The sequence below is a fragment of the Pseudochryseolinea flava genome, from assembly GCF_003286915.1.
Classification (GTDB): Bacteria; Bacteroidota; Bacteroidia; order Cytophagales; family Cyclobacteriaceae; genus Ohtaekwangia; species Ohtaekwangia flava.
Genome location: NZ_QMFY01000006.1, coordinates 192,943 through 206,148, shown reverse-complemented (window position 1 = coordinate 206,148; position 13,206 = coordinate 192,943). Strand labels below are relative to the sequence as shown.

The following is a 13,206-nucleotide window of genomic DNA, read 5'->3' as shown; positions in this document are numbered from 1 at the left end:
AACAATTCATTGGTCAGACAACATTAATCAACACAACACACGCTTGTGGTTCCGCATTTCACGCACAGCATAGACTTGATATCAGCAGGTATTAAATCGCCCTGATGTCCATTATTTTCTTCTCAAACTCTTCGTTGGGAATAAGCGATTTACTTTTAATGCGGGCTTTGTAGGAGTAGATTGTATTGACAGAATAGTCAAGAATCTTCGCGATCTTTTCTGCGTCATGAATACCCATGCGTATCAATGCAAAAATCCGAAGTTCAGTATTGAGTAACTGACCGTCTTTCAGTACGATTTTATCTTCGTCGGCAAAGAAGGAGTTAAACGTAGGAACAAACTCGGGGAACAGTTTTACAAATACTTTATCGAAACTGAAATACAATTCTTCACGCTCTTTTTTAATATTGATTCCACTGACGACATATTTGATTTCATCGAACTTCTTTGCCATCAATTTATTGTCAATGGAGCGGCGGAATGCTTCAATCTTCTCCAAGTATTCCGTGTTGATATTGAAATAGTAACCGATATACTCTTCTTTGATTTTATTGGCTTCCATCAGTTTCACATTAACTTCTTGCATTTTTGTATTCGCCTCTTGCAAGTTGTTGTTTGCTGCCGTGATGATCTCCTTTGCCGCTTGAAGCTTTTTAATTTGTTTAAATATGATTACGGCAAAAATGATGATGAGTAAAGAGAGTACGGTAACGGCAATTGAATACAGAAATAATAATTTCCGTTGTTTCTCCACGGTGTTGAGTTCATCCCCTTCAATGAGCGGAAAGATTGATGCAACTTGAATTTTCCGATGTCGTGCGCCGTAAAAATTAGCGTCTTCCATCGCCTGCTTCACGTAGTTGTATGCAAGTTTAACATCCCCGTTTTCATAGAGAATTTCCGCTAGATTAAGTATTGCAAGCGTCTCTTTAGTACAGGAGCGAATATCGGCGATCGCCGCACGTGTGAGAAAGTGTATCGCTTTTTCTTCGTCACCAGCTTTCAAGTAAATATATCCAAGTGTACTCGCCGCGACACCAAGCTGCGGATCGCTCAACCGAAATCGATTGATGATATATTCAAAATCAGTACGCGCTGAATCCCAACGAAGCGTTTTTACATTCTGCAGCGCATGCATCAGCATATGCTGCACAGTACCTGGATTGCTATGCTGAATAGCTGAGTCGATGTATACATTGCCACGTGCGCGATAACGTGCGGTATAATATTCGTCTTTGTTAAAGTCGATCAGGTCGTAATACGTCCGAGCCATCACAGCGTAGTACTCAATCTTTGAAGAGTCTGGTAGCGCTTTTGGGCGTACACTATTAAGTGTGTCCAACGCTTCATTAAACATCCCTGAAGACAACAGTACAAAACTGAGTTTGATTTTAGCGACGTCAATGCGAATAGGATTACGCTCACGATACGCTACTTCCTGTAACTTTCGCGCGTACAGGAATGCGGAGTCATAGATAAATGTTTTATATTCTTCGTAAAGCTTCAAATAAACGGGAAAGACGTTTCCGCCTTGTAACTGTGACAGCGACCGTTTAATACCATCAATACGGTTTTGCTTTTCACGCACATACTCGGATTTTTTCTCCAGCGTTTTGTCGAGCTCATGGAGTAGCCTGTCATTATCAGTTTGTGTAAATGCTGTAGCGTAAACAAAAAGAAAAGTGAGCAGGAATAAGAGCCTCATCAGGAATCAATATTTGCGTCTGGTATTGCAGAGAGTTATCGACAAATTAATCTTTTTCGAAATTAAATGAAAGAAATGATCGGAAGATAAAATCACTTCCGATCATCACGATACTTTTAGAAAAATATTTACCACACTACTTCCTGAACTTTGGATTCAAGAAATTCGTGCTCAACAATTGCGGTTTATTAATTTTCTAATCTACTTCATCAAGAAGCGTTTTCGCATCCGCAAATTGCAACGCTACCAAATAATAGAAAACCTGGTCCAACCGCTTCTGCTTTGCTTTGTCGTCTTTGAACCGTACCCTAAGCGCATAGAGTTTTGCAACCATCTCGAGATGTTCTTGCGATGTCGCCGAACCTAATTTTGATTGCAAGAGTGTTAATAGGCTGTAGCCAAATTCAACGGTTGGTTCGATCATCGTTCCTTCGCCGTAATCATTCCATGTTGCCAACTGTATGTGCGACACTTCTGCTGCGAGTGCTTTATTCAATGTCGCTTCGAGTGTACCCGTACCGTTGTGATTGATCAAAAAGTAGCCGTTGTCCCACCCGCCTTGCTGGTAATAATCTTTAAAGCCAGGATATGCCGATCCCATCTTTAAACCTTCATATTCGTTGTTGTAAAAATTATCGAGAAATGACGTGTGGCTTGACGATTCGTTTTGATAGATCCATGCAAACTCACCGCCGGCATTTACTCCTGCTTCTCCTGATTCACCCCAAAGTGTTAGAAATTTTGGCTTCGTTGTGAGCCCTGAAAAGACATTTGACCACGCATCTTCCGTCTGAAATTCTTGTGGACCGAACGCCATCAGTAATGGCTTCCCATCGATAAAAGTGTAATTCGATCTCGAAAAGTGATTCGATTTCAGATACGCCATATCCGCGCGCCCTTGTGCAAGTTTATCGGTAATCTTTTTATCATTGAACGCATGCTTGACGGATTGATCTTCATAAACCAATGCAAACTCCAATCCTGTTTTTGCAGTTTGCGCTATAAAAGCTTCTGTGTTGATCGCGTTCTGAGGGTAATCACGCGCAGACGTTGTACCATACCAGTCGATTACAACGCCATCGATACCCGCCAGTTTCATTAACAATGCCTGGTACTCGACAACAAATTTATCACTCGATGCATAGGGACCTATCAACGGATAATAATGCGATGCAATTTGTCTGCGACCGCCCTCGATTACATCTGGATTGCGATTCGCCATCGTCCAATGCTGGCCCCACTTTCCATCAACACTCGTTTCCTTAGACTCAAACCATGGCATCAAGTGAACATAGATTTTCTTTTCTTCTGTTTTTGCAACTTTTATTGGCAACAACACTTTCACTTTAAACGTGTCTTCCGGCTTGGGCTCATCACCATCGTCGCCGCCTCCACCGCAGTGTATAAACAGTAGCGGCAATGCAGCAAGTGCTAAGAGTTTCAAATACTTCATATCTCAGGTTCAGGGTTGGTTATTCGTATGTTTACTAAGGCAGGCTAACAAATCGAATCGCTTGTCCACCACCTGGTGCCAGTTTGATTTCCAATGTCATTGTCGCATCCACATCTTTCGACGTGATCTCAATGGGTAGCGGATTGGACTCCATGTCTGCACCTGCGCCGTCAGCGTAAATTTCTGCTTTATACTTTTTTCCTGGCGTTAAGAAATCCAGTTTCACATGTAGTGTCCGTGCGGATTCATCGGTCACACTTCCAATGTACCAGTCTTCAGAATTTCTATCCTTACGCGCAATTGTCGTATAGTCTCCAATTTTTGCATTGAGCACTTTTGTATCAGCCCAATCTGTTGGCACATCTTGAATAAATTTAAATGCAGGTTTGCCTTCATAATGTTCTGGTAGATCAGCAGCCATGTGCATGGGACTATAGATCACGACATAGAGCGCGAGTTGTTTCGCGAGCGTAGTGTGTACGCGGAAATCAGGCACATTCTCAATCATAATATCGAAGATACCCGGCGTGTAATCTAACGGACCGCCTAGGCAACGCGTGAAAGGTAGAATCGTTGTATGTTCTGGAGGATTACCTGTACTCCAGGCTTCATACTCGGTACCACGTGCACCTTCACGTGTCATCATATTCGGATAAGTTCTGCGTAGCCCCGTGTCCTTGATCGGCTCATGCATATCGATCATCACTTTGTATTCCGCCGCAAGCGCCATCACTTTATTGTAGTGATTCACCATAAACTGTCCTTGATGTTTTTCTTTACCATTGATCAACTTGGTAACATAGCCAGTCTTCAAGCGATGGATGTCGTATTTCTGGAGAAGTTTAAAAGCATCTACCATTTGCTTTTCATAGTTTGCTACGTTCCCGCCAGTTTCGTGGTGTGCAATAAGGCCTACATTTTTTTCCTTCGCATAACGGCTTAACTCTTCAATATCGTAATCAGGATAAGCTTTCGTGAAATTGAAATTTCCGTCGACAGTCCAATCACCTTCCCAGCCCTCGTTCCATCCTTCAATGAGTACTGCAGATAAATTATTTTTGCTTGCGAAGTCGATAAAGCGTTTTACATTTTTTGTTGTAGCGCCGTGCGTTGGTCCCGCTTCCCATGTAGCCGTCTTGATGTGCATACCCCACCAGATACCATTGTATTTACCAGGTTGTATCCACGATACGTCACCAAGTTTATTCGGTTCGTTTAGGTTGAGGATGAGGTAAGAGGTAACGAGGTCGCCAGGCGTTGATGCAATTTGAATTGTTCGCCATGGTGTTTTAATGGGTGCTTGGCCAATAACTTTCATGCCATCAGACCATGGAACGAGATCGCATTTCAATTGCAAGTTTGCTTTTGGCTCAAGTGTCATCGATGCGTAATCAACCAATGCAGCTTCGTGAATGCTGATGTACAAACTATCACCTTCCATGGTGAGCGGCGTGTGCATCTTTTCTTTCAACTCACTAACCTTGTTGCTCTTAAACAACCACTCTGAATCCATCTCAGAACCGTATGCAGGAATCCACCATGCCTTCAAGTCTTGCGCAAGGTTGAACTCGGTAAGTTCATCCGTCATCGTGAAGTCTGCAAACTTATCTTGTTTTGGAATTTCATATCGGAAGCCAACGCCGTCGTCGAAAACACGAAACTCGATTGAGAACTTTCTTTTATCGCCTTTCTTTTCTTCCAATAACACCACGATGCTATTGTAGTGATTGCGAATGTCTTTTACTTCGCCCCAAGGTTGTGTCCACGTTTCATCGAATGTGGCGCGCTTCACATCGATCACTTTCAGTTCTGTTCCAAGGGGCGCACGATCTTTGAAAGTAAATCCAAGTTTCGATGGCTTTACGACAGTTTGTTTACCACGTGTGATGCTGTATTGCGGAACACCATCTTGAAGAGAAAAAGCAACTGAAATATTTCCGTTCGGAGATTTCGCGGAGGCTCCCTCATCGCGGCTGGTTGCGGCGCAAGAGAACATCAAAAAAGCAACAAATGCAGAGAGAAAGCCAGTGAAGTTGAGACGGTGCATGATTGGATAAATAATGTTTACATGAAGGCTTCTGTTAACGATTGCAGGAAGCCACATTACAAAAAAAGGCGGGCGTGGACGGCGGGACAATTTATCTATTGAAAATATAGAAAAAAGAGTATCTCAATCACATTCAATTAATTGACATAAAGTGCGTTACATAAAAGTAAGCACGGCATTTATATAGACCTTTTATAGGACATTTCCACCGTTCGCTAGCGCGTAATGCTCGTTCAATCCAAGTGTGTATTTCAAACATATACGCACCGCAAATCCTTCGTTGAATTCTACATGCATTAGCGCTTGCATAAAAAAACGATAGGCTGTCAAACAGACAACCTATCGCGACCCAAAAATAATGATGAAACAAACTGATTAATATCCTGGATTTTGCGTCAGGTTCGGGTTTACAGTGATCTGCGCATTAGGAATCGGATAGACCAAATACTTAGGATCCGACAATGGTTTCGTGCGACGCTCGTTGAGGAACGTGCCGAAGCGAATCTGATCTTGTCTTCTCCAACCTTCCCAATAAAGTTCGCGACCGCGTTCGTCAAGGAGATTCTCGAACGTAAGCGCTCCAAAAGCATCATCCGGTTCAATGCGTTTTGCGCGGAGCTCATTTACAAGGGTGAGCGCTTGTGCAGATTCTCCGTTACGAAGCAAAGCTTCCGCGCGCATCAATACCACATCGCCATAGCGGAAGAGTACGTAGTCGTTATCAGGTGCGTAGAGATAAGCACCGTTGTTGCTATAGTCAGGCGTATACTTTACGACACGAATACCAGCGAAGTCGAGCGTAGTACCGCGTTCAACAAGGTTCACGTCTTTCAAGAAACTTACAGGATTGCCAGATGCATCTTTCAATGCAACGCCATCTTTGTTGTACTGCTGACCGAGAAGAAATCCTAACTTCGGTCCGCCAAGCGCCTTCACTTCTGGATCTTCATACGATTTACGAATATCGTTGTTACTGAACTTATCATAGAATTCGCCGAGTGTAGCGAAGCCATTCCAGCCACCTGGGTTCATGCTATAATGAAGTGTTGCGAACCAACGTGATTGAACACCAGCGCCCACAGTTTGCCCGATGCCGCGCTTATTTTCACGCGAGAAAATTACTTCCGTTGAAATTTGTCCGTTATCAGGTCTGAAAGCATCGAAGTATTTATCGGCCAGTGAGTAGTGACCGCTTTCCATAATCGCTGTCGTATGTTCGATCACTTTATCCATATCCGCTTCAGGGAAAGTTGGGTTAGCGCGATCAAGAAATGTTCCGCGATTCAAATACAATTTCGCGAGGAGCATGTGCGCTGCGTCTTTGTTCGCGATTCCGACAGTAGGTCCATTCGGCAGATTGGGAAGTGCTTCTTCAACATCCTTGATCACAAAATTGATTGCAGTTTCACCCGTATATACTTCTGGTAATGCCAATGGATCCGAATTCGGCTCACGAATAGGAAATTGTCCGAAGAGATCGATTGTATGGAAGAGGTAAAAACCGCGAAGGAATTTTGCTTCTGCGACAGCTTGTGTTGTCGCTTCTTCAATACCGAGCACTTGCGTTGCATCGTAAACACCGGCCATGAGATCATAAAACGTGTCCTTGATGTATTGATGATCAGCGTTCCAACGGTGAGCATGGAGTGCGCGCCACTTGCCGCCATCACCCCAGTTTGTTGCACGTGTAGGAACGATCAACTCATCGCTGGCAACATTCTGAAGTGCAAACGCGCGATCAAGTGACATGAACCCTTGAAGGTCATTGTAAGCAGCACCGAGCAATGCCTGGTATGATGAAGTAGAGCCGCCAGAACCAAATTCGGAAGCTTTGTCATCACCGATTTGCTGGCGTAGCTCTTCATCGAGTGAACATCCCGATAGGATGATCAATCCCGCAGCACCAAGACAGCTTATATATTTTGCAAACTTTCTCATATTCTTGTTTTAATGTTTTGGTTAGAAGGTAGCGTTAACGCCAACCGTAAATGTTCTTGCTTTCGGATATTGCGTGTAATCAATACCAAATGAAGGGAACCCATTGAATGATTTATCCACGTTCACTTCAGGATCGAATCCAGAGTAATCTGTGATCACAAAAAGATTTTGTGCTGTGAAGTACACTCTGAAATTCTTGATCGCTGCGAACTTAATTTCAGGAGAATATCCCAACGTTACGTTTGCAAGTCTGAGGAACCCACCATTTTCAAGATAACGTGTCGATGGAGCAGGCTCATTAGCAAAGCTTTCTTTGTTACCGACAAGATCAGGTGAGATGTTACGAGAACCAAGATTCCCTTTTACAAGAACAGCATTGGCCGTGTTGTTATAAATCTTGTTTCCACTTACACCGTTAAGCGACAATGCTGCATCGAATTTCTTCACGTTCAGGTTTACAGTCATACCGTAGTACATTTTTGGCAGCGCTGATCCAACGAATTTCTTCGGATAGATATTCGCAAATCCATCTTCGTATAACGATTCACCGTTCTCATCAAATCCGAGCCATACAGGAAGATAGAATGAATTGATCGGATGACCTTTTGCTGTGCGTTGAGATGTTTCGCCAGAGAGCCCTTTTCCGTTTAGTACACCTGTATCAACAACGAAATCTTCTACATCACCGCGTGGCGCAAACTCATTCTTCAAGAACGTTACGTTTCCACCAATCGACAATGACACATCTCCTTTATCGATGACGTAGCCATTCAATGCGAGCTCGAGTCCTTTGTTAAGGATTTGACCATCCTCCAAGTTAACCCAGCGATTTCCGCCAGCCGATGGAAGTGGTGCTTCCGCATTGTAAAGTTGATCATCTGTTACTTTGTTGAAGTAGTCGATGGAAGCCGTAACCCGGGAGTTCAACAATGCAATATCAAATCCAACGTTTGTCGTCACCGACGTTTCCCACTTCAAATTTGGGTTACCATCATTCAACACATCGAGAATCGGTCCTTGTGGGCCGCGCAACACGCCATACGTTCTTGGGGCCAAGCCGCTTGGGAATGTTTGACTTCCAGTTTTACCCCATCCTAATCTGAGTTTGAAATCATCGAACAAATCAGGCATAAACTCTTCTTCGCTCAACGTCCACGCGAAACCGAATGCGGGGAATACGCCGTATTTATTTCCCGAACCAAATTTAGTTGAACCATCAGAGCGCAACGTTGCTGTAACTCTGAAGCGATCGTCGTACGTAACATTTACACGGCCAAAGTAAGATTGCAATTTTGCATCTGGCGGCGCGATGTTAACGATATAGGTATTCGATGCGAGTACATCTTGGAAGTTGTGTCTGAAATCAATTTCATCGGCACTAAAACCAACCGCGCCTGCTCTCATACCTGTTACACGGCTGTCTTGGAATTCGTAGCCTAACAAAGCCGAGAAGCTTAATGCATCAAGATCCTTGGAATAGGTAAGTGTATGTGAAAATTGTTTCGTCGTAACTTTCGATGTGTTGTACGTTGCTTCACCTAAGCCTGGCTTACCACCAACAAACAACCATTTTTTCTGCATGATGTAACGATCACCTTGCGTATGGTCGATAGCCACTTGCAGTTTGTAATCAAGACCTTTTGCAATTCTAACGGTTGGCGCAACGCTGGCGATCAAACGTGTCATGTAGAAATCATCATCGAAAGCATGCAATGTTGCAAGCGGGTTAACCTCTACGTTAGATTGTGGTTGGTTGTATTCGCCATCTTCACGCAGCGGATTTGTCGGATTCCATTGCAATGCTTGGCTGATGAGGTTACCATCAGTTGGTGAGTTGTTACCGATCGGAGCAGACTGTTGATTTACTTGCGCACCGAGCAACAACACATCAAGTTTAATACGATCTTCAAGGAACGCGTAATGAGAATTCAACATCGCGTTGTACTTCTCCATACCACTCTTCTTAATGATACCTTCTTGATCGGTGTATCCGATTGAAACACGGTGTGATGAATGTTCCCCTCCCGCTGCAAAGCTCAAATTATAATTTTGAACAACACCGGTGCGAATGATCTCATCGAAAGCATTGGCTTCAGATCCAAAGTCGCCACCGGTGATTCCTTCACTTTCAAGCGCTGCGCGATATTCATCAGCATTGAGCATATCGATTTTCTTAGAGATCGAGCTTACGCCTGTTGATGCACCGAAGCTGATCGCCATTTCGCCGCGCGCTGGTTTTTTAGTGGTGATCATGATTACACCATTTGCACCACGCGAACCGTAGATCGCTGTTGCCGAAGCATCTTTCAACACATCGATGCGTTCGATATCAGCACCGTTGATAAAGCTCATCGGGTCGATACCAGGTGATGCACCGAGTGCACCAGGAAGTTGTACACCAGGCTTCGCTGAGTTATTATCCAATTGTATTCCATCAACAACAATCAACGGCGCGCTTCCACTGCGAAGCGATCCGGGTCCACGAATTTGAATCGAGTTTTCTGCTCCTGGCGCACCACTTGCACTTACAACAGCAAGACCAGCAATCTTACCTTGAATGAGTTGCGCGGGTGAAGTATAAACACCTTTATTTAAGTCGGCCGCGGAAACTTGAGCAACCGATCCTGTCAAATCTTTTTTCTTGATCGTCTCATAACCAACCACAACTACCTCATTCAAAGAGGTGAAGTCAGATTGAAGGATGATGTCGACCGTGGATTGATTAGCAGAGGCTTCTTGTGTAGCATATCCCACGAATGTGAAAACAAGGGTGGCGTTTTCTCTTACGGTGAGAGAATATTTTCCCTCGCTGTCAGTGGCGGTACCGTTGGTTGTACCTTTTTCGATAATGTTCACACCAGGTAATGGCATGCCGTCGTCAGAAGAAGTTACCTTCCCCGTGACCGTTTGGGTTTGCGCCCAGGCCACCGAAGTGAGCAGGGTCAGCAGCAGCACCGCGAGGGTCTTGCTAAGTGGCTGATAGAGTTTTGTCATACGGTTCAATAAAAGTTTGGGTTATTAGAAAATTGGGTTTGGAAACGGTTACAGAATAAATAGGCGTAATCGTTTGCAATTGCCGTAGACAAAGGAAGCCGGGGCACCAGCCATCATCAATTTATCAATGGAGAATATAAAAAAAAGTGGCCCTTTAAAATGTCAAGTCATTGAATGATAACGCCTTGACATATTCTGAAATCAAGATTGTGTGAATCAAAATATAGGGAATAAGGTGGGCTGTGAGGCCAAGATTATCGATTGAAACACGTCCGATCGCACATTCTTCAAAAAAATCACGCCGATTATTTTACTACGCGTTCATCTACAAGCGGCGTTCTATCGAAGACACAAAAAGTTAAAATCAAAGTGCGGGACTGCCGCGTACCGACTACCCGAAAAGAACTAGGGCTACCAAAAGTGTCACCACAACGTTAAAGGTCTGCGCGATCAAGAATGCGTAAAGCGGCTGGCGACTTTCGTTATTGAAAAGATCCGCGAACCTTGTTTCTAGTCCGATGCTGGTGAAGGCCAACACAAACCACAATGTCTGGATACTTTTCAGACTACCTTTTACCTGCGCCACAGTTTCGGTGGGAATAAAAAATGAAAAAAGTAACGAAGCCGCGATAAAACCAAGCACAAATTTCGGAAACCGCGCCCATATCAATCCAAGTGTTGGTTGTTCAACATCAGTATCCGGCGTCTTTTTGGCGTAAGTCCAATACACACTGATCGCAAACGCTGCTAGTCCAAGCAAAACATTTTGCGACATTTTTACGATCATGCTATAGTGCTGTGCGGTTTCACCGGCGATTGATCCCGCGGCAGTTACCGCGCCTGTTGTATCTATCGTTCCGCCTATCCATGCGCCCGTTACTTCTTGCGACAAATGCAACCATTGCGCGAGGTAAGGCATAAAGATCATCATCGGGATTGCGGTAACAAGCACGAGGGAGATTACATAGCTCAGTTTTTTTGAGTCGCCTTGAATTGCTCCTGCCGTGGCAATGGCCGCAGACACGCCGCAGATGGATACTGCACTGGACAGCATCATGCTAAACTCTTGATCAAGTTTGAATCGACGGCAAATCCAAAATGCGAAGTACCAAACGGTGACCACAACAACCAGCGCCTGCATTAATCCAAGGGATCCCGCTTTCTGAATATCAGACCACATCACACCGGTTCCCAGAAGCACAAGTCCAATTTTAACCAACAATTCTGCAGCAAGCGCTTTCTTAAACCACTCTGGAAGTTTAAAAAGATTCCCGATCAGTAGCCCAACCGTTAAACTGAAAATCACGGCTTCCAGATTTAAATTTTTCATGGCGCTGTTCCCGGCGAGAATCAACGCGATGGTTGAAAGCAATGCAATGACAGGAAAGGCGCGCAAGTAATTCTTTGTCGATAAGCCCGTGAGGTAGTACGCAAAAAATCCGACAACAAAAACCAGCAGTAGCTGATTAAATATTGCGACGATATTTTTTATCGACAGAACTTTTGAAATCAGTTCTTCACCTGTAGTCCAATCGTATGACGGCGGTAAAACCACAACGACCCCAAGAATGAACGCAATGATCAAGAAGCCAAGTACCACAACGGTCCAATCTTCGTGGAGTAACGATTTCGATTTCACAGGTGTCGACATAGAGAATTAAGATAATAAAAACGTCAGGATGCCAACGTGTATCAGCATCCTGATGAATAAGCGATTAATATTATTTGAATTAGATACCGCCAGCGACTGCGACGAGTTTAAGATCTAAGTCGAAATTGTCTTCGATGGCTTTATCGCCAAGGTTTTCAAAAAAGTTCTTAGAGCGGTAACGAATATCGTATTTCGTTCTGTCGATGGTGATCTTTGCCGTGGCGGTAACCTTCTTCGCTTCTTTCACGATGGTGGCGGGAAACTCAATGTCGTTTGTAATGCCTTTGATGGTGAGCTTGCCCTTGACAAGGTACTCTTGACCTGATTTTAAAGCAGCACTCGTAAGCACAAAGTTGGCCTTCGGAAACTTTTCTGTTGAGAAGAAGTCTTCGCCTTTCAAATGGCCCACCAATCTAGCATTAGACTCGGGGTTTGTGATATCTGCAACAGTCAATCCACTTAGATCGATTTCAAAATTCCCTTGCGTGATGTTCTTTCCGTCAATTACAAGTTCACCAGCAGCAATTGGTACGGCACCATTGTGCGAGCCCGTTACTTTTCTGGCCGTCCAGAGTAGCGTGCTGCTCTTTGTATCGACCTGAAATTTGGTCGGTTTGGGTGTAAAGGCGAAGAGCCCGGCCAAGCCCAAGAGAATTGCAAAAGATTTGAATACAGTTTTTGTGTTCATAAGATTAGTTTAATAATTCTAAAGTAGGCACTGGTAGCAAAATGCATCCCAGAAATTACACCAGTGAGCGGTGTGCGTGGTAGAAGTGACCTCAATGCGAATAATTCGCTTGCAGCTGGTCAAAAGTAGTAAGAAACCATAAAAATGTAAAACCGTGCTCAACGATTAGATCTTTGAACCAAAATGAGGTGCTAGTCCTTATATATGCAACGCCCCTATCGTTTTTAGGAATTGCTGAAATTAGGTATGTTTGGGTTTACTGGATCTCATTAACTAAGGAGTGATTTATGCTTTCTAAGAAATGTCAATACGCACTGCATGCTCTCATTCACCTGGCCCGTTTGGAAGAGGGTGAATCGACGACAATCAATGAGATCGCTGTAGCGCGAAATATCCCAAAGAAATTCTTAGAGACTATCCTCCTGGACCTTCGCAACGCCGGCATGTTGGCGAGTCGAAAAGGGAAAAGCGGTGGATACTATTTATTGAAGAAAGCCAATCAAATCCAGATCATCGATGTCGTTCGTTTGATCGATGGAGCGGTTGCCATGCTACCCTGCGTGTCGCTGAATTATTATAGCACTTGTGGCCTTTGTGAGGACGAGAAGACCTGCTCAATGAATCGGATTTTTGGAATGGTGAGAGATGAAACACTCAAAATTCTTACCTCGAACACCATCGCCGACATGGCTAAAAAAATGTCACCCGCCCCGAAAGGCAAGTGACATAT

General features: G+C 44.1%; 8 protein-coding genes. 1 reads left to right on the top strand and 7 read right to left on the bottom strand.

Annotated features, from left to right (window positions below; translation table 11 throughout):
• Positions 1–91: 91 nt before the first annotated feature.
• The 7 genes from DQQ10_RS13610 to DQQ10_RS13580 all read right to left on the bottom strand — a co-directional run bounded on the left by DQQ10_RS13610 (position 92) and on the right by DQQ10_RS13580 (position 12,476).
• Positions 92–1,705: a DUF6377 domain-containing protein gene (locus DQQ10_RS13610; protein ID WP_112747427.1), complete on the bottom strand. Its 1,614-nt coding sequence runs from the start codon at positions 1,703–1,705 to the stop codon at positions 92–94.
• Between the two features lie 196 nt (positions 1,706–1,901).
• On the bottom strand, positions 1,902–3,158 hold the full coding sequence (locus DQQ10_RS13605) for a glycoside hydrolase family 71/99-like protein (protein ID WP_112747426.1): 1,257 nt from the start codon (positions 3,156–3,158) through the stop codon (positions 1,902–1,904).
• 34 nt (positions 3,159–3,192) lie between these two features.
• On the bottom strand, positions 3,193–5,205 hold the full coding sequence (locus DQQ10_RS13600; protein WP_112747569.1) for a glycoside hydrolase family 97 protein: 2,013 nt from the start codon (positions 5,203–5,205) through the stop codon (positions 3,193–3,195).
• A 375-nt stretch (positions 5,206–5,580) separates the two neighbouring features.
• Positions 5,581–7,143 carry a RagB/SusD family nutrient uptake outer membrane protein gene (locus DQQ10_RS13595; RefSeq protein ID WP_112747425.1) on the bottom strand — a complete coding sequence of 521 codons (1,563 nt, stop codon included), beginning with the start codon at positions 7,141–7,143 and terminating at the stop codon, positions 5,581–5,583.
• 21 nt (positions 7,144–7,164) lie between these two features.
• Positions 7,165–10,137, bottom strand: a complete 2,973-nt coding sequence (locus DQQ10_RS13590; protein ID WP_112747424.1) for a SusC/RagA family TonB-linked outer membrane protein — start codon at positions 10,135–10,137, stop codon at positions 7,165–7,167.
• 391 nt (positions 10,138–10,528) lie between these two features.
• Positions 10,529–11,788: a YeiH family protein gene (locus DQQ10_RS13585; protein WP_112747423.1), complete on the bottom strand. Its 1,260-nt coding sequence runs from the start codon at positions 11,786–11,788 to the stop codon at positions 10,529–10,531.
• A 79-nt stretch (positions 11,789–11,867) separates the two neighbouring features.
• Positions 11,868–12,476: a YceI family protein gene (locus DQQ10_RS13580; protein ID WP_112747422.1), complete on the bottom strand. Its 609-nt coding sequence runs from the start codon at positions 12,474–12,476 to the stop codon at positions 11,868–11,870.
• A gap of 287 nt (positions 12,477–12,763) precedes the next feature.
• On the opposite strand from DQQ10_RS13580, the gene DQQ10_RS13575 reads away from it, so the two are divergent.
• Positions 12,764–13,201 (top strand): RrF2 family transcriptional regulator, encoded by a 438-nt coding sequence (locus DQQ10_RS13575; protein ID WP_112747421.1) that lies wholly within the window; start codon positions 12,764–12,766, stop codon positions 13,199–13,201.
• Positions 13,202–13,206 lie beyond the last annotated feature (5 nt).

Excerpts from the sequence above, each read along its gene's own strand:
- DQQ10_RS13610 (WP_112747427.1), bottom strand. The coding sequence starts at position 1,705 with ATGAGGCTCTTATTCCTGCTCACTTTTCTTTTTGTTTACGCTACAGCA.
- DQQ10_RS13605 (WP_112747426.1), bottom strand. The coding sequence starts at position 3,158 with ATGAAGTATTTGAAACTCTTAGCACTTGCTGCATTGCCGCTACTGTTT.
- DQQ10_RS13600 (WP_112747569.1), bottom strand. The coding sequence starts at position 5,205 with ATGCACCGTCTCAACTTCACTGGCTTTCTCTCTGCATTTGTTGCTTTT.
- DQQ10_RS13595 (WP_112747425.1), bottom strand. The coding sequence starts at position 7,143 with ATGAGAAAGTTTGCAAAATATATAAGCTGTCTTGGTGCTGCGGGATTG.
- DQQ10_RS13590 (WP_112747424.1), bottom strand. The coding sequence starts at position 10,137 with ATGACAAAACTCTATCAGCCACTTAGCAAGACCCTCGCGGTGCTGCTG.
- DQQ10_RS13585 (WP_112747423.1), bottom strand. The coding sequence starts at position 11,788 with ATGTCGACACCTGTGAAATCGAAATCGTTACTCCACGAAGATTGGACC.
- DQQ10_RS13580 (WP_112747422.1), bottom strand. The coding sequence starts at position 12,476 with ATGAACACAAAAACTGTATTCAAATCTTTTGCAATTCTCTTGGGCTTG.
- DQQ10_RS13575 (WP_112747421.1), top strand. The coding sequence starts at position 12,764 with ATGCTTTCTAAGAAATGTCAATACGCACTGCATGCTCTCATTCACCTG.